The sequence below is a fragment of the Desulfurobacteriaceae bacterium genome (assembly GCA_039832905.1).
Taxonomy (GTDB): domain Bacteria; phylum Aquificota; class Aquificia; order Desulfurobacteriales; family Desulfurobacteriaceae; genus Desulfurobacterium.
This window is the reverse complement of sequence record JBDOLX010000112.1, coordinates 806-26,186: the sequence shown is the minus strand read 5'-3', so window position 1 is coordinate 26,186 and position 25,381 is coordinate 806. Positions and strand designations below refer to the sequence as shown.

At 36.8% G+C, this 25,381-nt stretch carries 26 protein-coding genes; 6 read left to right on the top strand and 20 right to left on the bottom strand.

Going from position 1 to position 25,381, the window contains the following annotated elements; all coding sequences use genetic code 11:
- The first annotated feature begins 1 nt into the window (after position 1).
- From hypD to ABGX27_08625, 3 genes are read left to right on the top strand one after another with little or no spacing between them, the layout of a single operon-like run.
- On the top strand, positions 2–1,045 hold the full coding sequence (gene hypD, locus ABGX27_08635; GenBank protein MEO2069554.1) for a hydrogenase formation protein HypD: 1,044 nt from the start codon (positions 2–4) through the stop codon (positions 1,043–1,045).
- Positions 1,046–1,062: 17 nt separating this feature from the next.
- The gene (locus ABGX27_08630; GenBank protein MEO2069553.1) at positions 1,063–2,892 is read left to right on the top strand and encodes an HDOD domain-containing protein; all 1,830 of its coding nucleotides are present in this window, start codon (positions 1,063–1,065) and stop codon (positions 2,890–2,892) included.
- 10 nt (positions 2,893–2,902) lie between these two features.
- Positions 2,903–3,259: a NifB/NifX family molybdenum-iron cluster-binding protein gene (locus tag ABGX27_08625; GenBank protein MEO2069552.1), complete on the top strand. Its 357-nt coding sequence runs from the start codon at positions 2,903–2,905 to the stop codon at positions 3,257–3,259.
- Positions 3,260–3,274: 15 nt separating this feature from the next.
- On the opposite strand, the gene hypB is transcribed toward ABGX27_08625, so the two are convergent.
- The 16 genes from hypB to sdhA form a co-directional block, all read right to left on the bottom strand.
- Positions 3,275–4,018: a hydrogenase nickel incorporation protein HypB gene (gene hypB, locus ABGX27_08620; GenBank protein ID MEO2069551.1), complete on the bottom strand. Its 744-nt coding sequence runs from the start codon at positions 4,016–4,018 to the stop codon at positions 3,275–3,277.
- A 1-nt stretch (position 4,019) separates the two neighbouring features.
- Positions 4,020–4,718 carry a class I SAM-dependent methyltransferase gene (locus ABGX27_08615; protein ID MEO2069550.1) on the bottom strand — a complete coding sequence of 233 codons (699 nt, stop codon included), beginning with the start codon at positions 4,716–4,718 and terminating at the stop codon, positions 4,020–4,022.
- Positions 4,715–5,071, bottom strand: a complete 357-nt coding sequence (locus ABGX27_08610) for a hydrogenase maturation nickel metallochaperone HypA (protein ID MEO2069549.1) — start codon at positions 5,069–5,071, stop codon at positions 4,715–4,717. Before ABGX27_08610 ends, ABGX27_08615 begins: the two co-directional genes overlap by 4 nt.
- On the bottom strand, positions 5,064–5,312 hold the full coding sequence (locus tag ABGX27_08605) for a HypC/HybG/HupF family hydrogenase formation chaperone (GenBank protein MEO2069548.1): 249 nt from the start codon (positions 5,310–5,312) through the stop codon (positions 5,064–5,066). The genes ABGX27_08610 and ABGX27_08605 overlap by 8 nt, the downstream gene beginning before the upstream one ends.
- Entirely contained in the window at positions 5,313–5,846 is a 534-nt protein-coding gene (locus ABGX27_08600; GenBank protein MEO2069547.1) for a HyaD/HybD family hydrogenase maturation endopeptidase, read from the bottom strand. It abuts the gene before it with no gap.
- 78 nt (positions 5,847–5,924) lie between these two features.
- Entirely contained in the window at positions 5,925–6,566 is a 642-nt protein-coding gene (gene cybH, locus ABGX27_08595; GenBank protein ID MEO2069546.1) for a Ni/Fe-hydrogenase, b-type cytochrome subunit, read from the bottom strand.
- Positions 6,567–6,611: 45 nt separating this feature from the next.
- Positions 6,612–8,342, bottom strand: coding sequence for a nickel-dependent hydrogenase large subunit (locus ABGX27_08590; GenBank protein MEO2069545.1), 1,731 nt, complete (start codon positions 8,340–8,342; stop codon positions 6,612–6,614).
- 34 nt (positions 8,343–8,376) lie between these two features.
- Positions 8,377–9,456 carry a hydrogenase small subunit gene (locus ABGX27_08585; GenBank protein MEO2069544.1) on the bottom strand — a complete coding sequence of 360 codons (1,080 nt, stop codon included), beginning with the start codon at positions 9,454–9,456 and terminating at the stop codon, positions 8,377–8,379.
- A 225-nt stretch (positions 9,457–9,681) separates the two neighbouring features.
- Entirely contained in the window at positions 9,682–9,972 is a 291-nt protein-coding gene (locus tag ABGX27_08580) for a metalloregulator ArsR/SmtB family transcription factor (GenBank protein MEO2069543.1), read from the bottom strand.
- A 1-nt stretch (position 9,973) separates the two neighbouring features.
- Complete coding sequence (locus ABGX27_08575) at positions 9,974–10,876, bottom strand: Coenzyme F420 hydrogenase/dehydrogenase, beta subunit C-terminal domain (GenBank protein MEO2069542.1); 903 nt, start codon at positions 10,874–10,876, stop codon at positions 9,974–9,976.
- A 12-nt stretch (positions 10,877–10,888) separates the two neighbouring features.
- Positions 10,889–11,629, bottom strand: coding sequence for a 4Fe-4S binding protein (locus ABGX27_08570; protein ID MEO2069541.1), 741 nt, complete (start codon positions 11,627–11,629; stop codon positions 10,889–10,891).
- Between the two features lie 18 nt (positions 11,630–11,647).
- Positions 11,648–12,820: a nickel-dependent hydrogenase large subunit gene (locus ABGX27_08565; GenBank protein ID MEO2069540.1), complete on the bottom strand. Its 1,173-nt coding sequence runs from the start codon at positions 12,818–12,820 to the stop codon at positions 11,648–11,650.
- A complete protein-coding gene (hypF, locus tag ABGX27_08560; GenBank protein ID MEO2069539.1) occupies positions 12,804–15,065 on the bottom strand; it encodes a carbamoyltransferase HypF in 2,262 nt (753 codons plus the stop codon). The genes ABGX27_08565 and hypF overlap by 17 nt, the downstream gene beginning before the upstream one ends.
- A 64-nt stretch (positions 15,066–15,129) precedes the next feature.
- Positions 15,130–15,999, bottom strand: coding sequence for a CoB--CoM heterodisulfide reductase iron-sulfur subunit B family protein (locus ABGX27_08555; protein MEO2069538.1), 870 nt, complete (start codon positions 15,997–15,999; stop codon positions 15,130–15,132).
- Positions 15,999–16,964: a succinate dehydrogenase/fumarate reductase iron-sulfur subunit gene (locus tag ABGX27_08550; GenBank protein ID MEO2069537.1), complete on the bottom strand. Its 966-nt coding sequence runs from the start codon at positions 16,962–16,964 to the stop codon at positions 15,999–16,001. The genes ABGX27_08555 and ABGX27_08550 overlap by 1 nt, the downstream gene beginning before the upstream one ends.
- A gap of 12 nt (positions 16,965–16,976) precedes the next feature.
- A complete protein-coding gene (gene sdhA, locus ABGX27_08545; protein MEO2069536.1) occupies positions 16,977–18,677 on the bottom strand; it encodes a succinate dehydrogenase flavoprotein subunit in 1,701 nt (566 codons plus the stop codon).
- A gap of 197 nt (positions 18,678–18,874) precedes the next feature.
- Here sdhA and ABGX27_08540 point away from each other — a divergent pair, with 197 nt between their 5' ends.
- Genes ABGX27_08540 through ABGX27_08530 form a run of 3 tightly spaced genes read left to right on the top strand, consistent with a single transcriptional unit; the run spans position 18,875 to position 22,550 of the window.
- Positions 18,875–20,569 carry an FAD-binding protein gene (locus tag ABGX27_08540; protein ID MEO2069535.1) on the top strand — a complete coding sequence of 565 codons (1,695 nt, stop codon included), beginning with the start codon at positions 18,875–18,877 and terminating at the stop codon, positions 20,567–20,569.
- Between the two features lie 18 nt (positions 20,570–20,587).
- Entirely contained in the window at positions 20,588–21,709 is a 1,122-nt protein-coding gene (locus ABGX27_08535) for a succinate dehydrogenase/fumarate reductase iron-sulfur subunit (protein MEO2069534.1), read from the top strand.
- The gene (locus ABGX27_08530; GenBank protein MEO2069533.1) at positions 21,702–22,550 is read left to right on the top strand and encodes a CoB--CoM heterodisulfide reductase iron-sulfur subunit B family protein; all 849 of its coding nucleotides are present in this window, start codon (positions 21,702–21,704) and stop codon (positions 22,548–22,550) included. The genes ABGX27_08535 and ABGX27_08530 overlap by 8 nt, the downstream gene beginning before the upstream one ends.
- Here ABGX27_08530 and ABGX27_08525 read toward each other — a convergent pair.
- Genes ABGX27_08525 through ABGX27_08510 form a run of 4 tightly spaced genes read right to left on the bottom strand, consistent with a single transcriptional unit; the run spans position 22,547 to position 25,269 of the window.
- Positions 22,547–23,227 carry a hypothetical protein gene (locus ABGX27_08525; GenBank protein ID MEO2069532.1) on the bottom strand — a complete coding sequence of 227 codons (681 nt, stop codon included), beginning with the start codon at positions 23,225–23,227 and terminating at the stop codon, positions 22,547–22,549. The two genes, ABGX27_08530 and ABGX27_08525, sit on opposite strands and share 4 nt — an antisense overlap.
- Positions 23,220–23,945: a hypothetical protein gene (locus tag ABGX27_08520; protein MEO2069531.1), complete on the bottom strand. Its 726-nt coding sequence runs from the start codon at positions 23,943–23,945 to the stop codon at positions 23,220–23,222. Before ABGX27_08520 ends, ABGX27_08525 begins: the two co-directional genes overlap by 8 nt.
- A gap of 2 nt (positions 23,946–23,947) precedes the next feature.
- Positions 23,948–24,748 carry a hypothetical protein gene (locus ABGX27_08515; protein ID MEO2069530.1) on the bottom strand — a complete coding sequence of 267 codons (801 nt, stop codon included), beginning with the start codon at positions 24,746–24,748 and terminating at the stop codon, positions 23,948–23,950.
- Between the two features lie 14 nt (positions 24,749–24,762).
- On the bottom strand, positions 24,763–25,269 hold the full coding sequence (locus ABGX27_08510) for a hypothetical protein (GenBank protein ID MEO2069529.1): 507 nt from the start codon (positions 25,267–25,269) through the stop codon (positions 24,763–24,765).
- Positions 25,270–25,381 lie beyond the last annotated feature (112 nt).

The window sequence follows — 25,381 nt, the reverse complement described above, 5'->3', positions numbered from 1 at the left end:
TATGAGAGAGAGGATAAGAAAACTTTTAGAGTTAATCAAAGAACTTACTCCAAAAGGAAAGAAGATAAAAATAATGAATGTTTGTGGTTCTCATGAGCATACCATTACTCATAGTGGTATGCGTTCACTACTTCCAAAAGAAATAGAACTTGTTCCCGGACCTGGCTGTCCAGTATGTGTTTGTTCTGAAAGCGACATAATGAACGCGATAAATCTTTCAAAAAGAAACGACACAATTTTAGTAACGTACGGTGATATGTTAAGAGTTCCAACTCAAATTGGTTCAATAAGGTCAAACGGTGGAAATTACAAGATGGTATCTGCCCCTTTTGAGGTTTTGAAAATTGCAAACGAAAATAAAGATAAGAAAATTGTCTTTTTCTCAATAGGTTTTGAAACAACAACAGCTCCAACAGCTGCCCTTTTAGAGATGGGAGTTCCGGAGAATGTTTTTATTCTTACTTCCCAAAAGTTAACTCCAGAAATAATGGAGATTCTCGTTAAAGACCAAGAAGTTGGAGTCGATGCGTTTATAGCTCCTGGACACGTTTCAGCCATTGTTGGAGCAAATGCTTGGAAAGTTTTTCCTGAAAAATACGGAATACCCACTGTTGTTGCAGGTTTTGAACCTGAAAATGTTCTTTTGGCAATTCTTGAAATTCTTAAGCAGTTAAGAGAAGGAAAAGCCACTTTAGAAAACGTTTACAGAGGAGTTGTTAAACCTGAAGGAAACAAGAAAGCTTTAGAACTTATGTACAAATACTTTGAAAAGGCAGATGTCAACTGGAGAGGTATCGGTTTAATTCCGAAATCTGGGCTTGAATTGAGGGAAGAATATAGCTACTTGGACGCAAAAAAAGTTTTCGAACTAAAAGAGGTTGAAGAGAAAAAAGTTGCTGGTTGTATATGTGACAAGATTATACTTGGAAAAGCTTATCCAACCGATTGTAAGCTGTTCCGCACAGTTTGTACTCCAAGGAACCCTAAGGGACCTTGTATGGTCTCTATGGAGGGGGCTTGTAATATTTGGTACAGATTTAATTAGAAATTGGGAGGGTAAGTATGTTTGGATTTTTTGGCTTTGGTGGAAAGAAAAACGGGGAAAAAAAGACAAAAGAAGAGGTTAAAGAAAAACCGCTAAATAGACGAAGTTACGATAGATATGTTTTAGAAGATTTAGGATCTATTACTAATATCTCTAAGGGAGGTTGCGAGTTAAAAAAAGATGCACCGGAGGAGATAAAGAGTGAATTTTTAGAAGTAGAAATAGGTGGAAAAAAGATAAAATCCGTCGTTGTTGAAGATAGGGCAACCTGTGTTCATCTAAAATTTCTAGAAGAATTTGAAGATAAAGAACTTTTAAAGAAACATATTAAAAAGTTAAAGGAGTTCAAGGATTACAAGAAGAAACTTGAAATAGATTTTGAAAGTTTCGAATCAGAGAACACAGAGTTTAAGGTAATCATAAACTTGCTTTCAGAAATAAACAATCCAAATACAACTACCGAAAAATTAACAAATTACATAGAGAAAATTCCAAAAGTTAAAAAAGCGGTTTTAACAGTTGCAAACAGTGTAGAATCCGCTGCAAAGGAAAAAATTACATCCTTAACTACTGCAATAGCAAGAATAGGTTTTGAAAGACTTAAAGAGGTTGTAAGAAATACAATAGTAAAAAGTTTATCCTTTGAAAACAAAGATCTTTCAAATTTTGAAGGTTTTGAAAGTTTTAGTGTACTAAAAACAACTTTTTTAACAGAAATACTCCCATACACAACCTTTAAGGATACCGGGAACGAAGCTAGGCTTTTATTTACAAGTGAGACTACTCCGCTTTCATTTTTTACGAAAGTAAATGAAAGGTTTAAGAACTATTACACTTCCGTAAATAGATTCTATTCTCCATATTCAAGATATCTAGAAAGAGTTCACTTTGGAACAGACTTTTTACAGCTTGGAAAGGAATTCATAGTTGAGTACTCTGACCTTTTCAAATATCTTTATGATGGATATATCTTGGCTCACCTCTACCTTTCACCTTTCTTAGACATTCCTGAGAACCTAAAGATTTCCCTTAGCAGAAGAAAGTTGGATTTTAGTTACATAACCTACCTTATGTTTTTAACAGTTCTCTCGATAGTAGGAAAAGATAAAAAAAGTGCTTACATCCTTTTAGGTAGACTCAGAAAACTTGGAATGAATACTGAAAAAGCCATTAAGTTCCTTTCAAATGTTGTAGATAATGCGAATGATGCACTATACCATATGGGACTAAGAAGAAGTCTTAGAATGTTTTCATATCCGAGCCGTTCAATAAGAGCGCAGAGGATATTCCCGGTAAGAGACAACATTTACTTCAAGTACTTAGTTGACACCGTGGCCTCCGTAAAGAAAAGACTTGTCTTAAGGCACGAAGATAGAACTTTTACCGGTTTTGTTCTAAATGTCATCTTAAACGCGGAGGAGTTTGAGTTCAGGAATAAAGCTTTTTGCGTAATTCCTTGTAAGAACCTTCAAGATACAGAACTTGAAATAGAAGATTTCTCTACATTTAACATTTTGGTCTTTAAAGATGTAGATCTTCTTGACAAGGAATTGCTCAATGACTTTAAGAAAGTTTGGGAAAATTTTGACGGCATAATTATTTGTACATATTCAACATACTCTTTCTTGGATTGGGAAAATCCTGACCTTTACAGCATTCTAAGAGAATACGTAGTAGATGTTCCTTCCTTTTTGTACGAAACTAAAAGCTTCGATTTTATGGTTGAAAAGGTTAGAGAAGATTTAGAGGAAGTTCTAGGGAAAGAAACTTTCGATAAAAGTTTGACTTTTGTTAATGACAATATGGAGAGTGTTCTTTATTCTTATCTTAAGACTTTTAAATTTTAGGAGGTTGTAAGTGATAGTTGCTCTTCCGATAGACGAAAGAGGTAATGTTGTCAGTATGTTTGGTTCTGCACCTTCTTTCTTGGTAATTAATACAGAGAGTGGAGAAAAGAAAGTTGTTTCTAACCTTAACAGCTGTGGTGGATGCAGCGTTGGATGTAGTGGAGGTAAAAGTCCTGCTGATCTTCTTGCTGAAAATGGAGTAGAAGCACTCCTTATAGAACAAATACCAGAAGCTCCCTTAAAGAAGCTTTTAACAAAAGGAATTGTTGTATATCAGTTACCTCCGACAACCAATGATGTAAACTTTGCCTTAAAACTTTTAGAGGAAAAAAAGCTAAAAGTTTTCTACTTAAACTCTAAAGGTTAGGGGGACATCTCCCCCTTAAACCTTTATTCCCTTTTTCCTTGCTACCATTTCCTTTAAATAGTCAAACCATTCATTTAGACCTTCGCCTGTCTTTGCAGAAACAACAAATATTTTAAGGTTAGGATTGATTGACAAAGCTTCTTTTTTAACTTTTTCAACGTCAAAATCAAAGTAAGGTAGAAGATCTGCCTTTGTGATGATGAACACGTTTGAAGTTTTAAAAGCTTTTGGATACTTGGCGGGTTTATCCGGTCCTTCAGGAACAGAAACGAGAACCACTCTTACATGTTCACCCAAGTAAAAAGAGGATGGACATACAAGGTTACCTACGTTTTCAATAAATAGAATATCCGGAGTTTCTCCTTCCATTTCCTTTTCTAGAGCGTGGAATCCTTTGTGAACTAAGGAAGCCTCTAGATGGCAAGATCCTCCTGTCGTAAGCTGGATAGCTTTAGCGCCCTTTGCTCTTATTCTCTCAGCATCTCTTTCTGTCTCAATGTCTCCTTCAAGAACTGCTATTTTAAGTTCATCTCTTAAAGCTTCTATTGTTTTTTCAAGAAGTGTTGTCTTTCCAGAACCAGGAGAACTAATAAGGTTTACAGCTAAGATTCCTTTTTCATCAAAGTGTTTTCTATTTGATTCAGCAACTCTTTCATTCTCGCGAAGTAAACTCTGATTTAGTTCCACTTTCCTTATTTCGTGAGAATGGGAGTGAGAGTTAGTATGATCATGATTTCCACATCCACAAACATCACACATATTACACCTCCTCTTTTATTGCTATTAAAACACTTGCAATTCCACCCATGAAGTTTCTAAACCTAACTATCTTAAAACCATAGGACGAAAGTATTTCCTTGAATCTATTGACTGTGTAAAACTTCTCAATAGATTCGAAAAGGTAATTTATAGCTTCCGAATTGGAAGGCAGAAACAGTTTGTTAAGCTTCATAAACGACTTAAAGATTACGTTATTTGTAACAGTACAGAAATTTCCCTTTTCTATCTTGAAAAAATCCAAAATTGCCCACACTCCTTTGTTCTTTAGGACTCTCTTCGCTTCTTTGATGGTTAGTAAAGGTTCTGGAGAGTTTCTAACACAGAAAGAAGAGAAAATTACGTCAACTGAACATTCCTTTACTGGAAAGAATCTGTTATCCGAACATACATAATAAACATTTCTCTCTTTCTTGAAATTTTCCTTAGCAAGACCTAAAAGGGGTTTACTGATATCGCAGTTTATCAGTATGCTTTCCGGTTTTTCCTTTAGAAAGAATTTTCCAACGTTTCCTGCACCAGAACAAAAATCGAGAATAACGGAAGCACTGGGACAAAAGTCTAGAGCACCTTTTACTAACTCTTTTCTCCATCTGTCTATCTGAATAGGGCTTGAAAATCTGTTTATTACTTTTTCATAGTATATGGCAAAACGGCTATTAAAAATTTCTTTCGCCTTCATTTGCCAACCTCAATCTCCACATCTACTACTTCAAGTTCTTCCCCGCTTACCAAAGTTAGATCAATAGATTGACACTTCATACATTCAGGAAAGTATATTGAATCGGTTTCAAATTCTGTCTTGCACGAGTTACACCTGTATCTAATTGGAACTTCTTCCACTATTAATTCTGTATCTTTTAACTTTGGAAAATCTCCCTTTAAAGCATCGAAAGCAAAAACAAAAGAATCGATTACTATTCCTGAAAGTTTCCCTATCTTTACCCTTACCTTCGTTATCTTCTTTGCATTCTCTTTATCTGCGAGGCTAGTCAAAGATTGGAGTAGTCCAAAAGCTATAGAGGTTTCATGCATCTTTACTTTCCTCTGTATCGATAGTTTCCATTATCTCATCAAGAACTTCCCAGATTTCTTCTGCCTCTTTTTCATCTATTACCTCTATGGCGTTTCCAACATGAACCATAACATAATCGCCTACCTTAACCTCGTCTTCCGGTAAAAGCATAAGGCTTATAGTCCTTTTCACACCTTTTGCTTCTGCTACAGCCATTGGATAGTTTATTTCAACTATTCTCATAGGAACGCCAACACACATTTACGCCTCCTTTATTTCCTTTTCCCACCAAAGGTTCGGGATCTCTGGATTTTCTTTTTCTCTTACTTCTATTCCCCAGCTTTTTAGAGTTTCTATTACAAGCTTTTCTACCTCTTCTACTTTTTCTTCAAGTTCAGGTGTAAGAGATGTTCCTGTCTCTATAGACTTAGGGATAATTCCTATTAACTTTATTTCCTTTGGACAGGTACCTTTCATTTCATTTAGTAACAGAACCTCCTGAAGTCCTATTTGATGAGGGGAAAGTTTTAAAGGAAGTCTATCTATAAAGAAATCATCTTTTTCATAAATCTTTATTTCTCCAGGACTTCCTTCTGCATTAACAACGTCTATTATAAGCAGTTTATCGAGTCCGTCTATTTCTGGAGATAGAAGAATTCCCGCAGTCCCACCATCTATTAGTTCCACATTTTTTGGGAAATCGTACTTTGCCTTCAGAGTATAAATTAATTTCACTCCAAAACCCTCATCTCTTAATAAGATGTTTCCTACACCAAGAATGCCTACTTTTTCCATTTTTAACCCCTTATAAATTAATAAAGGGGGAGATAAGCTCCCCCTCATTATGCTAATTTACTAATTTATGTATTCTACTTATTTTTTATGGGCAAACTTGTATCCATCGAAGATAGAAGAAATAAGACCCTCTGGGTTCTTAATATCGTTCCAAACAACAATATAAATGTGAACTAAAGCAAACCATGCAAAGTACCAGTTGAGAATGTGATGGATAAACCTTGCTTCCTGTTGGGTTCCAAAGATAGAACCAAGAGAAGTCCAGAACTCATTCTCAGGGTAAAGGAGGTAGAAACCTGTAATTAACTGAATTACAGCTAAAATTAAGGTGGAAAAGTAAGCTGTTCCCGCTAAAGCATTATGTCCAAGTCTTTCTTCGTGATGGTCGGTGAGGTAGGCGTAATAGAGAAGAGTTGAGAAAAGGTTCTTTATATTTCTCCCCGTAATTGGTAAAAAGTCCCAAACTTTTTCGTATTTATTTCCAAAGAACCACAGGTAAAGTCTAGCAAGAACTGCACAGGAGAAGATCATACCTGCTATGAAGTGTATCCATCTCATGATAGCCATTGTCCACTGGTGGCTTCCTTCCATCCAGGTATTTGTCCAAGGCCAATTTATGTAAAGCCCTGTTACTACAAGAGTAAATATTGAAATTGCAAATGACCAGTGGAAAAGTCTAAGGAGAATACTCCAAACGTATTTCTTTTCATAAATAGCCATTTCGCCCTCCTTCTATAGGCTTAAAAAAGGGGGAGGTGCCACCCCCTACAAAGCTTTAACTTTAACTATTTCCTTTCCTTCTGGATCAATCATGTGAACTGCACAAGCGATACATGGATCAAAGGAGTGAACAGTTCTTAGAACTTCAAGGGGCTTCTCAGGATCTTCTATTGGGTTTCCGATAAGAGATGCTTCATATGGTCCCATTTGTCCTTTAGCGTCTCTTGGACCGGAGTTCCATGTAGATGGAACAACAGCTTGGTAGTTCTTGATTTTTCCGTTCTCTATAACTATCCAGTGGGAAAGAGCTCCTCTTGGAGCTTCGAACATTCCACATCCTCTAACTTCTCCAGCTGGGTAGGATGGTGGATTGAAGATTTCAAGATCTCCTCTTCCAATGTTATCAACAAGTTGTTCCCATTGCTTGATAACAAGGTCTGAAAGCATTTTAGCTCTAATTGCCCTTGCGATGTGTCTTCCCATTGTAGACTGGAGAACTTCAACACCTACTCTTTCTCCTACTAAGCTGCTAAGAGTAGAGAGGGCTTCATCAACGTATTTTCTTGTAAGTTTATGTCCTTGAGCGTATCCGACAAGGACTTGAGCAAGAGGTCCAACTTGCATTGGTATTGTGTCCCCTTCGTACTTAAATCTTGGTGCCTTAGACCAAGAATACTTTCCTTTTTCATCGACTGTTCCATCAGCTTTAAAGCCTGTGTACTCAGGAACAGTTTCTTCTTCCCATGGATGTCTTGTCCAATCTCCTTTATACCAAGCATGAGTAATATTTTCAACAACATTGTTAATGAAGTACTTATCGTTGAAGCCCTTAATTGGTTTAACTGTGTTAAGATCTCCACCAATGATAGTTCCACCTGGGAGATCAAAGACCTCTCCCTTTGTATCTTGTGGAAGTTCTGGAACTGCAAGGTAGTTATCAACTCCTCTACCGTAAGAGAGCCACTCTTTGTAGAGTGCAGAAATTGCAAGAACGTCTGGTAGGTAAACTTTGTGAACGAATTCCCTAACTTCCTCAAGGAGTTGTTTAATGTAGTAAAGTCTTTCCATGTTGAGAGTTGCTTCATTGTCTGGATTGATAGCTGTAGAAACTCCACCTACAGCAAGGTTCTGAATGTGTGGGTTTTTACCACCCAAAATAGCAATAGCCATATCGGCTTTTCTCTGGTAATCAAGAGCTTGTAAATAATGGGTTACTGCAAGCAGGTTAACTTCTGGTGGTAGTTTCATTGCTGGGTGTCCCCAGTATCCGTTGGCAAAAGGTCCAAGCTGCCCACTTTCTACAAACTTTTTAAGTTTTTCCTGAACAGCTTTAAATACAGACGCTCCGTTTAATTTCCAATCAGAAATACTTTCAGCTATCTTGGCAGTTTTGTGAGGATCAGCTTTTAAAGCAGAAACCACATCTACCCAGTCAAGGGCTGAGAGATGGTAGAAGTGAACGATATGGTCGTGGAGTGCATGAGCAGCAACAATGATGTTTCTTATCATTTGAGCGTTAAAAGGAATTTCAAGCTGAAGGGCATTTTCCACAGATCTAACTGAAGCCAAAGCGTGAACTGTTGTACAAACTCCACAAAATCTTTGAACAAACATCCATGCATCATCTGGATGTCTTCCTTTCATAATAATTTCTATTCCTCTCCACATTTGAGCAGAAGAGTATGCATCTTTGATATAACCATTTTCAGGAAGAACTTCTATTCTAAGATGACCCTCTATTCTTGTAATAGGGTCAACCACTATTCTCTTAGCCATTGTCTAAACCTCCTTGCGATCAAGGTTTTTTAAATTATTCTTCTTCCTTATTTCCACCTGTAATTACCTTTTTAGCTATACCAACTGTAGCGTGAGCTGCAAGGGCTGCTGCGGTAACTCCGAGAGCAACTTTTCCAACCTGTGTAGCACTTGCTTGAATACCACTACCAGGTATCTCAATGTTTGGAAGTCTTTTACGGAATGGAGTCATAGTATCCCAGAAGTTAGGTTCTGTACAACCATAACAACCGTTTCCAACGGAAACTGGCCATACTTCTACATCGTTAAATCTAATCACAGGACAGTTAGAGTAAGTTTCTGGTCCCTTACATCCAACTTTATATAGACAGTATCCAAGTCTGTGTCCAACATCTCCAAACTGTTCAACAAATCTACCTTCGTCAAAGTGAGGTCTTCTTTCACAGTGGTCGTGAATCTTTCTACCGTAAGCAAAGAGAGGTCTTCCCCATCTGTCTGTTGGGGGTAGTTTTTTGAAAGTTAGGTAATAAAGAACAGTTGATAGGAAGTTATGTGGGTTTGGAGGACATCCAGGTACGTTTATTATTGGTTTATTCTTGATTATATCCTGAACTCCAACAGCTCCGGTTGGATTTGGTTTTGCTGCAGGAATTCCACCGTAAGCAGAACAGGTTCCAATAGCTATAATCGCTATTGCCTTTTCTGCAGCCTTTTCCAAGATTTCCTTTGCAGTTTTTCCTGCAACTTTACAGTAGATCCCATCGTCCTTTAGTGGAATGCTACCTTCGACAACGAGGAGATAGTTTCCTTCCTCTATAGCCTTTTCAAGGTTTTCTTCAGCCTGCTTACCAGCAGCAGCCATTAGGGTTTCGTGATAGTCTAAAGAAATAAGATCAAGAATAAGAGATGCCAAATCTGGATGAGAAGCCCTTAATAATGATTCAGAACATCCAGTACATTCTTGAAAATGAAGCCAGACAACTCTAGGTCTTTCAGGACTTTTAGCAGCCTCAGCAACTTTAGAAACCATTTCCATAGGAAGACCCATAGCAGCTGTAGCAATGGCACAAGCCCTTAAGAACCCTCTACGGGAGGTTGTTCCTGGTATTCCCCCCATAAAAATGCTTCTATCCATCTTGTCCTCCTTTCATCTGGTTGTATACCAACCTCAATTTTGGATTTTAGAGGATATTTAATTATTCGTCAAGAGTATCATAAAAATTTTATTTTCTATATCTCGAATGGTTTAGCTTTTCTCAAGTTCTTTAATATAAGATTTTTTGCATTTTACAAGAAAAAAAGTCCATCTTCAAGTTACAGCACGAATACAAACTGTTTATCCCCCCTAGATTGTTATAAACTATTGTCTAAAAAGAATATCCATTATTTCTTTGACCACAGGATTAGAAAGTTTATAAAGAACCTTTGTCCTCTCCTTCCTGCAGGATAAAATACCCAGTTCCTTCATAAGTCCTACGTGCTGAGAAACTTTTGGCTGTGAAATACCAAGAGCTTCCATTAGATCCTTCACACACATTTCTTCATCATAAACCAGAAGTAAGATAGCTAACCTTTCTGGATGCCCAAGAACTTTTAGTAGCTCAGCTTTTGTGAGAAGTTCCCTCTCCTCCACGAAAAGACCAGAAATCATCTTAGAATACCTCCTCTTCTATGTTAGTGCTATTTATACTGTTCCAAAGGCTGTAAAATTTTTGAAATTTATTTCCATTCCACTTAGGAACTGGTAGACCAACTTCTACTCTTTCTAGAATTTGATCAATATTAAGTAAGAGTTTTTCTTTCAATAATCTTTCTATGTAATCTAGATCATTAGAACTCAATGGTTTAAAGTGAAACGATTTCATAAATTTCTTTTGAAGAATACTTAAAGTTCTAAGTCCTCTTTCGCTTCTAACTATCAAAATTCCACTTTCTTCTCTTTCCATTGGAACGTAGGTAATGTCTGATCCTTTTGCTGATAAGTTCAGACAGTATCTACAACCTGAATTTATGTAATGGTGGTAAATCTCTATATCAACTTTCACCTTTTCTTTCTCTTCTGTTTCAAAAAAATAGCCATCGGGAGATAAGAAGTTTCTTGTAATTTTTTGTTTTTTTCCTGTTATGTCTATACTTAAAGACTCAACAGAAGCTGGAGAAAGAATACCTAAACATAGAATACCAGCCTTAAGAGCAACAGCAGTTTTTGTCCAATTGCACCCTATTCCATAATATTGGGTTTTATTAAGACCGTCCAAGATACATGAAGGGGCAACCACTACAATTTTATTTAACCTATACTTTTGAATTGCCTTTTTAAGTAGAGTGTTCTGTCCTGAATAGAAAAAAAGCCTTGCAAGTCTTATGTCTTCTACTTGGGTAAAGAGTTTAGGTTCTATTTTTGTTCCTGTTTGTGAGGGAGCTATAACACCGTCTATTAAATCTTCATCCATCATTTTCTTAAGGATAAACTCTAAAGGATTGATTCCCTGACACTCGACTTTATATAACACCTTATACTTTCCAAAAAGGAACTTCTTATCAAGTCTTAACATCAAAGTCCCCTTTTAAGTATAAGTAGGTTGAGGATAAGGTTTAAAACTTTGAGGACAAGCAGCCAAACAAGAACCACAATGTATACAAAGAGAAGGATTGAAAGTTGGTCTATTAACAAGTTGATTAAAGTTCATAGCTCTCGAAGAACAAGCCATCACGCACGTTCCACAACCAACACACAATCCCTTATTTATCACTTCTTTTACTATATCAAAACCGCTAGCATCTTGTGAGTTTGCCATAAACTCAAATGGCTGAAGAAAATCTTCGTTAACTTCCAAAAGAGCTATTATAAAGTTGTAGAGTAAAGAAGGATTGGGTGGACATCCTGGAATTGCATACTTTATTTTTTTCCTCAGTATACCTACTTCTGTTAGTGGAACAAATGATTGATGGGAGGGTTGAGGAGATTGACTTCCTACACTTAATCTTCTAATTCCACCAAAAGAAGCGCATCCACCGACTGTAACAAGAATGTTGGCTTTTTCAGCAAGTTCCTTTGCAAGAGCAATATGTCTTCTATCCTCTATACAGAAAGCACCCTCCACAAAAGCAATATGGAGCTTAGGAATTTCTTTTTTCTTAGTTAACATGTTAGCATAAGCAAGTTCTACAGTATCAAGTATCTCTACAAAGTCATCAAATATATCTAAAAAAGCCACTTGACATCCAGAACAACTTGAAAAGTGGAAAAAGCCAAGTTTTACCTTAAAGTCATCATCAAATTCCCAACCTTCATGAAAGAAAAACATTTTTTTCCTCTGACTCTTTCAGTGGACAGCACATACAACACAAGGGTCATAAGCTCTTATTAAGAGTTCCACTTTTGATATATGTACGCCCTCAATAGCTTTTGCTATTACTGAAAAATTTATTTCAGTTGGTACTATTATTTTATAGTACACTATTTTTCCTCGCTTGTCTAAACTTGCAATGTGTATGTTTGTTCCCCTTGGAGCTTCGTGAACTCCTACTCCTTTAATTTCTCCATCTGAGGTCGGAAAAGTTCTATTCCACATATCGACTTCAAAAGAGGAACTTTCAAGGATTTCTTTTATCCTTATGAGAGCTTCCAAAGTCTCCAAAGCCCGTAAAATGTGAAGTTCTTTAACCCCCCCTTTAGGCTTGTAACCCTCAAAAAGAACTTTCCTTGCCCTAGGACCTGTTTCAAAAACTTTTCCGTCTATGAATGGGAATAAGTTCGCAACTTCCCTTTTTAAGGGATAGTCAAAAATTTCTTGAGGATACTTAAAGGATATACGACTATAGTCAACGCTTTTCCCATAGAAAGTATCTGTGGCAAAGAATGGAAAGTCGTGTTTTCCAAAATCTTCAGGCAGTCCTTCCCTTTTCCATAGAAGATCTATTCTCTCCTTAAACTCTTCAAAGATTTCTCTTAAAATAGGTTCAATTTCCTCACAGGAAGAAAGAATTTTATCTCTAACAAAATCTTCCAGAGGTTCTGAAATACCCCCAACTCTGATGTTTGGAGAATGAACTATTTCTCCTCCGATAGACTCCAAAACTTCTCCTGTAAATTTTCTCACCTTCTGGACTTTTCTGATAAAGGCAAACCTTTCTTCTTCATCTAAGAAAAGGTCTTCAGAAATCACTATTTGATGAAGGAGATTGTTGTAAATTCTTACAGCAAGACCAAGAACTTCTCTAAGTTTTTGAGCTTCTTCAGGAACATCAATGTTGGCAGCAGATTCTACTGCTCTTGCTGAAGCTATTGAGTGAGTTATCTGACAGAGTCCACAAATTCTAGAAGAAAGGATAGGAGCCAAAACAGCTTCTTTATTAAGTAAAAGTGTTTCAAAACCCCTTACAGGAACAAGGGCATAGTAGTAACCTTGTTTAATGATCCCATCTTCTACTTCAAGGTGAAGTCCAGAATGTCCTTCAGTAAGAGAAATCCCCTCTATATTAACTACTTTTCTCAAGTAGTCCCCCGTAAACTGCCTGTCCTAGAGAAATCCCCCCATCATTTGAAGGAACGATTTGGTGAATTAGAGTCCTAAAACCTAAATTCTCTAGTTCTTTTACACTTTCTTCTAGCAGAATTCTGTTTTGAAAAACGCCACCTGAAAGTGCTATAGTATTAATTAAGTAAGTTTCTCCAAGGATTTTAGAAATTTCAGCAATTATCCTTACTACCGTGTTATGGAATTTTCTCGCTATGTCAGAAATTGGCTTTTCTGCAAATAGGTCATTAACTATTCCTTTAATTATTTCATTCCACTTAATTTTTCCACCTTCTATTGAGAACTGGTAAAAATCTTTTTCTTTTGATTTTAATGCATACTGTTCAAGCAAGATTGCAGCTTGGGCATTGTAAGAAACGGTTTCTCTTATACCAAGAATAGCTGCTACCGCATCAAATAACCTTCCCATACTTGAAGTTATAGGAGAATTTATCTTTTTTTCTACCATTTGTTTTACAAATCTAACTTTCCTTTTTTCGGTTTTTAGAATATCTTCCGGTTCTATACCGGATTTTACTAATAGTGAAACTGCAACTCTGTAAGGTTCTTTTACAGCTTTTTCTCCACCTGGTAAAAGAAAAGGATCAAGGTGGAAAACTCTTTCAAAGTCGATATAGTCCGCTATTAGAACCTCTCCTCCCCAAATTGTTCCGTCTTTTCCATAGCCAGTTCCATCAAATGCAAAACCTATAACCTTCTCTTCTTTCGGAATCTCGTTTTCCGCCATTACTGAAATTATGTGTGCATGGTGATGGTAAACTTTTAGAAGCTTATCTTTAAAATATCTCTCTCCAAATTTTGTGGAATAGTAATGAGGGTGATAATCACAAACAACGACGTCCGGCTGAACTTCAAAAAGAGATAACATATCACTTACAACTTCTTCAAAAAAACTTTCTGCTTTTGGATTATCTATATCACCAATATGTTGAGAAATGTAAACCTTGTTCCCTTTCAAAACTGCCACAGTATTCTTCATATGAACGCCAAGAGCTAAAACAGTTCTTTCTGTCGAAAAAGGCAAAACTACCGGTAGAGGAGCAAAACCTCTCGATCGTCTTATTGGAACCTGTTTTCCCGCCAATATTCTTACGACAGAATCATCACACCTTCTTTTTATTGGTCTATCGTGAATAAGAACTGCATCTACGATCTTCCCAATCTGCTTTATAGCTTCTTCGTTATCTTTTATGATAGGTTCGTCTGTTATGTTAAAGCTTGTAGCAACTACAGGCTTCCCAAAGTCCTTTAAAATTAGGTGGTGAAGGGGAGAGTAAGGAAGAAAAGCACCAACTGTTGAATTCTGAGGAGAAACGCTTTCGGCTAATCTTGTGTTTTTTTTCTTATCTAAAATAACTATTGGGGCCTCAGGAGACTTTAAAGCCCTTTCCTCTAAGGTAGAAACCACTGCATATTTTTTTAGGGTTTCCAAGTCTGGAAACATTACAGCAAAAGGCTTTTCTTCTCTATGTTTTCGTAAACGGAGACTTTTTACCGTCTCCTCGTTTGTGGCATCACAGATAAGGTGAAAACCTCCAATCCCTTTTACTGCTACTATTTTTCCTTTTTTTAAGTAAGAAACGGTAAGTTTTATAGCTTCCTCTTTTTCTGCAACGATCTTTTGAGTTTCGTCTACAAAAGAGACTTTTGGACCGCAAACTGGACAGGCAATGGGTTCGGCGTGAAAACGTCTATCTTCAGGATTTTCATATTCCTCTTTACAAGAAGAACACATTTTAAAAATTTTCATCGTCGTATTTTCTCTATCATAAGGAAGCTTTTCTATAATCGTAAACCGAGGACCACAATTTGTGCAATTTATAAAAGGGTATCTATATCTCCTATCATTTTTGTCAAAAAGTTCCTGTAGACAATCTTCGCAGGTAGCGATATCTGGCAAAATGGATACTTTTACTTTTCCTTCCTTCTTACTTTTCTTTATTTGGAAATCTTTAAAACCTTTTTCTGAAAGGAATTTATATTCCAAACCGTAAATTTTTGAGATTGGAGGCTTTTCTTCTTGAAGTCTTATTAGAAACTCCTCAAGTTTTTCTTTTTCCCCTTCTACTTCTATTATTACGCCAAACTCTGTGTTTGAGACGTATCCTTTGAGTCCAAGTTTTTTGGCAAGTCTATAGACAAAGGGACGAAAACCTACCCCTTGAACAACTCCTGTTATTTGAACTTTTAAAACTAAAACCATCTTATCCTTTAGGGGATTTTATTTTTATCAAGGAGGGGAAAATTCCCCTCCGAAGATATTTAATTTAAGAAATTTGAACACAGTTAACAGGTGTAATGTTTCTATGGATTCCAAGTTCCCTTGGAGAGATTCCAAGAGCTAAACCTACAAGTTGCGGAACGTGTAAAACGGGCATTTTGAAGTTCTCTCCAACCTCTTTTAGAGCTCTCTCTTGGTTAGCATCAAGGTTCATGTGGCAAAGTGGACAAGGTGTAACAATACAGTCAGCACTTTCCTTTCTAGCATCCTTAAGGTTTAAACCCGTAAGTTTCATTGATATATTTGGAGCTGGCCAAAAAGCGTGGAAACCGCAACATTCAAGTCTTCTTTCACCACAAACAGGAGTGGCCCCAAGAGCCCTAATTATTTTCTCAAGAGACTGAGGATTTTCAGAGGGTTCGTATCCTATTATGTCTTTTGGTCTTACTGTATGACAACCGTAGTACGGATAAACTTTTAGTCCTGTTAACGGTTTAACAACTTTTTCTTTTAATCCTTCTTCTCCGAACTCCTCAAGAAGAACCCAGTGAAAGTGCTTAACATCAACAGTTCCTTTATATTCAAGGCCAGATTCCTTTAGTATTTCGTTTACTTCTTCTCTTAATTCATCATCGTTGTCAAGAAGATATTTTGCTTTTCTTAAAACCAAAAGGCATGTGCTACAAACTGTAACGATATCTCTACCTTCTCTCTCAGCATAAGCTAAGTTTCTTGCATTTACTGCAATATCAAGAACTTCTTTTATCTCCTCAAGAACACCTGCTCCACAACAGCTAAACTCTGGAAGCTCTACCATGTCAAGATTTAGTTTATTTGAAACGGCTATTGTTGCTTCATATAGTTCTTTTGATGCCCCTTTAGCAGCACACCCTGGATAAAATGCATACTTTCCCATTATTCAACCTCCATAGCACGTTTCATAACTTCTTTGAGAGTTTCATGTTCTTTAATTGGTTTCATAATTGGGGAATGGGCCTTTCCTTTTAGAATCATCTTAATACCAATTGAGAGGTTTTCAAGAACTCCCTTAATTCCTTTTGTTCTAAGAGGTAGTAGAACTTCGTTGAGCATTCCAGATTCCTGTAAAGACTTATAGAACGCCATGACGTGGCGAGCTCCAGGGTTGTTTCTTAGACCTATTTCTATAGAAAGACCTCTTAGCTTCATTATTCCATCTACAGGTGCTATGTGTTTTGGACACACATCAGCACACTTGTTACATCTAACACAGTTCCACATGTCAAAGGAGAATCCAATCTTTGCCCTTTCTTTCTTTAAAGAATCCCTAGGATCAACGGCAAATCTGTAAACTCTCGCAAGTGGGAAAGGTCCACCGTAATTGCTGTCAACTCTTACTATTCCACAGGCAGAGTAGCAAGTAGTACAGAGAATACAGTCTGTAAACTTATCAAATTTCTTTAGTTCATGAGGATATACCTTACACTCTTCATCAAGTGTCTCTGGAACAACTTCAGGATCAGGAATGAGGTATGGTCTCATTTTCTCCATCTTTTGAATAGCACTGTCCCAATCAACAATAAGGTCTCTAATTACTTCCATATTGTCTATAGGTTCTATGGTGAGAATGTTCGTGTTATATACGTCAAGTTCATTGAAAACTTGTGTTTTACAAGCAAGTTTTGGATATCCGTTTATCTTTACGGAACAGGAACCACAGATAGCACTTCTACAGAAAGCCCTAAAGGCTAAAGTTGGATCAATGTTATCTTTTATGTACTGGAGGGCTTCCAAAATGGTCATTCCCTTTGGAACATCTATTTCATATTCCTTATAGTAAGGCCTTTCATCCTTTTTTGGATTAAATCTTTTTATTCTAAAAATAACCTTTCTACTTTCCATTCTTTTCCTCCCTTAATACTTTCTCTCCTCAGGTTGGAACTTGGTAATCTTTACTGGTTTCCAGCTTATCTTGAGATCACCGTCAGGAGTTCTTTCAATTATTGAGTGCTTGAGGAAGTTTTCATCATCTCTCTTTGGATAGTCTGTTCTAGAATGAGCTCCTCTACTTTCTTTCCTTTCAAGAGCTCCAAGAACGATTGTCTCAGCCACTTCAACCATGTTTAAGAACTCAAGAGTTTGCTGTAAGTTTGTGTTAAATGTCATATCCTTATCATAAACTTTAATATGCTTGGCTCTTTCTTTAATTTCTCTAACCTTTTCAAGAGCTTCCTTCATTTTCTTCTCTTCTCTAAAGATTCCAGCACCATAAGTCATTACATCACTAAGTTCGTTTCTAAGGTCAACAAGTCTTTCTTTTCCATCGTTGTCAAAAAGAGCTTTAATTTTTTCTTCCTCTTTTCTGACTTCAGATTCGTCAAATGGGATAAAGCTGTTTTCAGCTACAAAGTTGGCAGCATCTTCTCCTGCAAGTTTTCCAAATACAACTATGTCAAGTAACGAGTTTCCCCCAAGTCTATTTGCTCCGTGAACAGAAACACAGCCACACTCTCCAGCAGCATAAAGACCTTTGATAATTGTTCTTCCGTAAATGTCTGTATCTATACCACCCATTGAGTAGTGAGCCGTAGGTCTAATCGGAATTGGTTCCTCTATTGGATCAACTCCTTCAAAGTCTATTGCAAGCTCTCTAATCTGAGGAAGTCTTTCGAGGATTTTCTTCTTTCCAAGGTGTCTCAGGTCAAGGTAAACAAACTCGTTTCCTTCACTGTCCTTAAATCCTCTACCTTCCATTATTTCTGTTTCGATAGCTCTTGAAACAAGGTCTCTCGGTGCAAGCTCCATCTTCTCTGGAGCATACCTTTTCATGAATCTTTCGCCGTCTTTGTTAATTAGGTATCCACCTTCACCCCTTGCACCTTCTGTAACTAGAATACCGGTTCTTCTCAAACCTGTTGGGTGGAATTGAACAAACTCCATATCCTTTAAAGGAACACCTGCCCTTAGAGCCATTGCTGGACCATCACCAGTATTCCCAAGAGCGTTTGAAGTTCTCTTCCAGTAAATACGAGCGTGTCCACCAGTTGCAAGGATTACAGCCTTTGCTCTCATTCCATGGATTTCTCCAGTTCTAAGGTCAAGAGCTACGACTCCAGCAATTCTTTCTCCGTTATGAACAAGAGATAGAGCAAACCATTCGTTTAAAAAGGTTACGTTGTTCTTAATACACTGTTCATAAAGGGTTTGAAGCATTACGTGCCCTGTTTTGTCTGCTGAATAACAGGTTCTTGGGAAGGATGCTCCACCGAAAGGTCTTTGAGCAATCTTTCCGTTTTCAAGTCTTGAAAAAGGAAGTCCCATGTGCTCCATTTCTCTGATTATCTTTGGAGCCATTTCACACATAAGCTCTACTGCGTCTTGGTCAGCTAAGAAGTCACTACCTTTCACTGTGTCGTAAGCGTGTTTTTCAGGACTATCAGGAGCAACATTTCCAAGAGCTGCATTTACTCCACCTTGAGCTGCACCTGTATGAGAACGGGTAGGGAAAACTTTAGAAATGACAGCAACCTTTAGACCTTTTCTTTTACTTGTTTCAAGTGCTGCGTAAAGACCAGCACCTCCTGCTCCAACGATAAGTATGTCGTACTGAAGCATTTCTCCTCCTAATACGTTTATATAATGGATTTCTGTTTACAAGATTTTAACATCTAGTCAATGAAGAAAAGTTCCATTGCTCTTTTGCACAGAAAGTTTATCAAAGTTGTAAAAATTCTGTAAAAAAATTGTAAAATATTAACCAGTTTCCTAATTTAATAAAATTAAGTCTGTTTAATATTTCCAGGAGGGTTCTTATGCTTGAATACGACATACTCATAGTAGGTGGAGGTGGTGCAGGACTCTATGCAGCGCTCTGGGCTGCAGAAAACACAATCTTAAAAGTTGCAGTAATGACAAAAGTCTATCCCATGCGTTCCCACACAGGTGCAGCAGAAGGTGGAATAAACGCTGTTCTTACCCATTCCGTTGGAGATAGTCCAGAAGCTCACGCCTACGATACAGTCAAGGGAAGTGATTTTTTAGCTGATCAAGACGCCGTAGATATCATGTGTAAAATGGGAGCTGCTGTTATTTATGACATTGCCAACAGAGGCGTTCCTTTCTCACGAAGACCAGATGGAAGAATAGCACAAAGACCATTTGGAGGAGCTTCTTTTCCTAGAACTTGTTACGCTGCAGATAAAACAGGTTTCTACATCCTTCAAAACCTTTACGAGCAATGTCTAAAGAACAACGTGACATTTTTAAATGAGTGGTTCCTACTTTCCATAATCCATAACGGTGAAAAAGTGGAGGGTGTTACCGCTTGGGACATTAGGAATGGAGGTGTCCATCTTATAAAAACAAAAGCTGTAATTTTAGCTACAGGTGGACACGGAAGAGTTTACTGGAACAGAACTTCAAACGCCCTTGGAAACACTGGAGACGGAACTGCTGCTGTTTTAAGAGCAGGTCTTCCTCTAAAAGATATGGAATTCATTCAGTTTCATCCAACGGGACTTGCAAAGACTGGAATTCTCGTTACTGAAGGTGCTAGAGGGGAAGGGGGGTTCTTGAGAAACAGAGATGGTGAAAGGTTTATGAAAAGATACGCTCCAGAAAGAATGGAACTTGCTCCAAGAGATATTGTTGCAAGAGCAATTCAAACAGAAATAGATGAAGGAAGAGGTTGTGGGCCGAACGGAGACTACGTTTGTTTAGACCTTACCCATCTTGGAGAAGAAAAGATCAACGAAAGACTTCCCCAGACAAGAGAGCATGCAATCCTCTATGAAGGGATAGATCCTGTAAAAGAGCCAATACCGGTCGCTCCTACTGCCCACTACTCAATGGGAGGTATCGACACAAATAAATTTGGTGAAACACCTATAAAAGGACTTTACGCTGCAGGAGAGTGTGCTTGTGTATCTGTCCATGGAGCAAATAGACTGGGTGGTAATTCACTACTTGATATTTTGGTTTTCGGAAGGCTTACCGCTTTAAGAGCTGTTGAATATGCAGATGAAGCTCCTGAACCTAGGCCTTCTCTGGTAAAAGCTATAGACGATGAGAAAAAGATACTTGAGCTTATGGAAGCTGATGGTAAAGAAAACATGGCAGAGCTCCGAAAAGAACTTGGAAAAATCATGATTAAACATTTTGGAGTCTTTCGTGAAGAGAGTTCAATGAAAGAAGGACTGGAAAAACTTTGGAAATTAAAAGAAAGAGCTAGACATATCAAAGTTCACGATACAAGCAAAAGGTTTAATACAGAACTTATCTCAACCCTTGAATTTTTAAACCTATTAGACCTTGCAATACCAATTGCAATTCCTGCTATTGAACGGAAAGAAAGCAGAGGAGCTCACGCAAGAAAGGACTATACTCAAAGAGATGATAAGAACTTCTTAAAACACTCAATAATCACACTAAAAGAGGATAACGATTACGAACTCTCTTGGAAACCGGTTGTAATTAAGAAGTTCCCTCCAGAAGAAAGAAAGTATTAGATAGTTTAGGAGGAAAAAATGAAAACTGTTGTTCTAAAGGTTTTCAGGTTTAATCCTGAAGTTGATAAATCTCCTTACTACCAAGATTACGAAGTTCCAGTAGAAGGTACTCTTCTTGACGCCCTCCTTTACATAAAGGAAAGATTAGACCCTACTCTTTCATTTAGGGTCTTCTGTAGAAGTGAAGTCTGTGGTTCTTGTTCTGTTAGAGTAAACGGAAAAACGAAACTAGCCTGTAAAACGCCAATGGAGACTCTTGTTAAAACTTGGAATAGAAAACCTTTAAAAATAGATCCTTTGAACCACTTAAACGTTATAAGAGATTTAGTTGTAGATATTGATAAACCTATAGAAAAGATGAAGACTCTTATTCCTTGGCTTGTTCCTGACCCCCACGTTGTTCCTCAAGATCCTCGGCACGAAAGCATTATCTATCCCGAGGAAATGGAAAAGTATAAAAAGCAGATTGACTGTATGCTTTGCTTTTCCTGTTATTCCACTTGTGAAGCGGTAAAAGACAATGAAAAATACAGAGGGCCTTTTGCGTTTTCACGGGCATACAGATTTCAGGTTGATAGAAGGGATATAGAGACCGCCAAAGAAAAGAGAATTAGATACTCAATTTCGGGAGGACTTTGGAGCTGTGTTCAGTGCCAAAAATGTCTCTATGTTTGTCCAAAAGGAGTTAGGCCTGCGGAAGACATTCAGAACTTAAGAGGACAGTCAATCAAGAAAGGGTTTACCGACAAACCTGGGGCGAAAAAGCTTAAACATTACGTTGACTGGATATACGCTACAGGTCAGATAAACAGACTGTATCTACCAGAAGAGGTTTACGGTAATAAGGAAGCTAAGGATAAACTTACAAAAACTTACAAGTCAATGGGAGTAGAAGTTTGGGAAGTTCCAAAACCTGTAAAAGGTCTTTTAAAGTTTAGAGATATTTACTTAGAAGTTCTCTCAAAAGAGGATAAACCTTTAGAACTCGATTTCTCCCACGTTAGAAGAATAGACAAGAAAGTTAGTGAAATCTTCAAAGCTGATATATGTACGATTATTGATAAAGCTCACGAAAGTGAAAAGAGCAAAGGGCTCATTGACAAGTTGAAGGAGCTTATCTCAGGGGGAAAAGATGATTAAGGTTGGTTTTTACCAAGGATGCTGTTTTCAAGGACAAGATGTTCACATGTTTGAAACAATGAAAGAAACTTTTAAAATGATAGATGTTGATCTTCTTTTACTTGAAGAGACCACATGTTGTGGCGGAAATACAATAGATGAGGAAAGCAGAAAACTTTCCTATACGATAAATGCAAGAAACATTGCAATTGCAGAAAGTAAAGAATTAGACCTTCTAATTTCTTGCAATACATGTTACATGGTAATAGCTAAAGCGAAGAAAGCACTCGACACAAACAAAAAACTAAGAGATGAAATAAATCAACTTTTAAAAGAAGAGGGCTTAGAATACAGAGGAACCTCCAAAATATGGCATCTTTTAGATTTCTTTAGGGATAAGGTTGGCTATGAAAAAATAAAGAAAGCCGTTAAAAGACCACTTAAAGGTTGGAAAGTAGCTGCATTTTATGGCTGTCATGTCCTGTATCCTAAAGAAATAGCAATAGACAATAGCGATAACCCCTCATCATTACAAGAGATACTTAGAGCTCTTGGAGCAGAGGTGATTGATGATTACGAAGAAAGGGATGCTTGCTGTGGTTACCACTCTTTCTTTACAGATAAAAGCATGACAATGAAGAAACTCAGTAGAATTCTTTGCAACATTAAAAAAACTCAAGCTGACATAATAGCAACCCCTTGTCCTCTATGTTTTAAAGCTTTTGACATCTATCAGCCACAGATGGAAAAACCTCCTATGATACCTGCAAGCTTTTTACCAGAACTAATGGCTTACGCTTTTGGTTTAAGTAAGGAAGTTTCAGGCCTTTCTCACCACTTGGTTGAAGTTAAAAAAGATTAAGATTTTTGGGAAGCGTTAGCTTCCCATTCTTTATTGAAAGAACATTTCTTTATGAGGGGACATTCTGAACATTTAGGTTTAATAGCTTTACACACAGTTCTTCCGAACCTTATAAGGTTGTAGTGAAATCTTTGGTTAAACTCAGAACTGAAATTTTCTTCCATAAACTCAGAAATCTTATCTTTATTCCAAGATTTTGGAAAAATCCCCAACCTATTTAAAACTCTCCAGCAGTGGGTATCAATTGGGAAAGTATTTTTATTAAAAGCAAAAGTTAGAACAACCCTTGCCGTTTTAGAACCAATATAGGGATAACTCTTTAAAAGTTCTATTCCCTCTTTAGGAGAAAGTTTATGTAGTTTTCTCTCTAAACTATCCCAGTCTTTCAGCACATTTAAAATAGCTTGTGTTTTCTGTCTGTACATTCCACATGAACGGACTGCCAAAATAAGTGTTTCTTTCGGTATAGATAAGAGTTTGCGAAGGTCATTGTCAGTAATTTTTTTTAGGTTCTCTAAACATTTTTCTGCATTTTTATCGGTAGTATTTTGACTAAGTATTGTAAAAATCATCTGTTCCAAAGGAGTTCTACTTGGACGGTGTGGAATTGGGAAAAGTTTTTTAAGTTCAGTATCGATCTCTCTTATACTCTTGAGAATAGCTTCTTTTTCAGCCATTTATTTTTTCCTTTAACTCCCTAAACCAGTTGTAAAGTAATTGATATTTTAAAGATAATGCGTCATATTTTGCTTCCCTAAATGCAGAAATTATAGCGTAAATGATAGAAATACCTATAAGTGAAACTACTTTGTAGGCAATACTTAGATTTTCCCAATATTCAAAGGTTTTTTTTATCAAAAAATTTTCTGAGTTTGAAGTAGGCGGAAAGTGAAACGCCAAAAATGTTAATGTAAACATCCAGAAAACGAGTTTTCGTAGAGGAGGAGATTGGAGATTAAAGAAATACAGGATAGCATTGATTACTAGGAAGATAGTGAAATGACCATGCAACAAGAGGTATTTATTTAGATAGAAAAGTATAGGGATCATCAATAAGATTGAAAAAGAATACTTTTGCAGATTCTCATCCACAAGTTTTTTATACTGGTTTGTATCAATAGAAAAACTGTTTAGCTGTTTAATAAGAACTCCATCTTCAATTTTTAAGTTGCTACTGTTTAATAGTTTGTGAACGTAACTTTTCATATATTCAAACCATGTTGGTATCTCACTAGCTGGCATGAAGAAAAAGCGGTGTTTGTAGAGAGAATCAAGTTCCTTTTTAGAAGAAATTAAAGCTTCAATTGTTTTGTTTCTTTCTTTTTCCTCTCTATCGAAAAGTTCGTAAAGTTGTGAAAAGTCCTCTCTGTAAAATTTGTCAAGCTTACTCTCCATTGTTACTTCCCTCCAAAAATGGAAGATTGGGACACAATAGAAGCCACTATTGGATTCTTAATCCAACCGTACCTTTCTATATCATCTCTAACCTTCTTAGGAACGAGAAGAAGATCCTCTGTAATATTTTCATTGAAGAGAAAAAGCTTCCCTTCTAAAGCGTTTTCAAAGGCGCAAAACAGTTGATATACTAGAAAATCCACCATTTCCGTTTTCAAATAAAGTAGGAGAAGATCTTCTATCCTTTCTTTTATTAGGGGAACCACATTTTCCTTCCTAATAAGTCTTCTCTTTGCAAGTTGTTCGCTTTTATTTGTTAAGAAGTTTAAGACAATAAAAATTCTGTATATGTTTTTTCTTATTTCAGGAAGGATATCCTCTCTAACTTCCTTGAACTGTTCAACCTTCTCAGCGATTATCTCTAACCTTAAAGCTTTTATTTCTTCAATTTTGCTTATAACAGCACTCATTCCCGTTTTCTTTGTATACCATGCCTTTACGAAGTTCCAACCAGAACCAACTAATTTGAGAAAAGATTCTCCAGCAGCATAAATTAAACTTTTCTCACCTTTAGCAGCACTTTCTAATGATGTTAAAGCTTCATTTAACATTTCCTTTGACCTATTTATTAAGTAATTATATTCCCTTATAACTTCTGAAAATTCCCCTTGAACGTTTTCTACACTATTTCTAAGAATTTCCAAATTGTTATCTATAACTTCACGAATTTGATCCATAAACTCATCTATTTCGTTCAGTTCTCCCTTAAAGAGATTTTCGACCTTTTCAGTAGCTAATGGCATTTACTTCCCCCATTTTAGATAGAAAGGTATTTGAGCGTAAGTGATAACATCTTATCTAGAAGATTAGTTAAACGGTTAATAAGTTCTAACTGCCTTTCAAAATCTTTTTCACTTTCAACAGGAAGCTTTTCGATAAACTGAATAAGAAACTCTACCTGTTTTTGATGGCTTTGAATTAGTTCTCTAAAAGTTTTTGATTTTTCTTCTATGGAATACTTTCTAACCTCTAATTTTTTAGTTTCCAATTCTAGTTCTTTGTAAATCTGGGCAAGCTTAGCATCAGCTTCTCTAATTCCCTTGTAAATTTCTACAACTTCTTTAGCTCCTTGAATGCTTTCTGCAGACAAAAGACCTGTTAGGAATTCAGAGGCTTTCTGTTTCTTCTTATAATCTTCGTTTCCGACGATGATTGTCGGGTTTTTCTTAGTTATTGCTTCTTCAAAGATTTTACACTCTTTTTCTTTTTCTGAAATGATCTCTTCTATTGCTTGGTAGATATCATCATGATTTTTTTGTTTCACCGTTACCTCCTTGTGGTTAAAGATCTAAGCTTTAAACGGAAGAAACTTTTACACACTCCCATTCATGACCACACTTTTTACATTTGCACATTGTTACTTTTCCAGAAAGGGT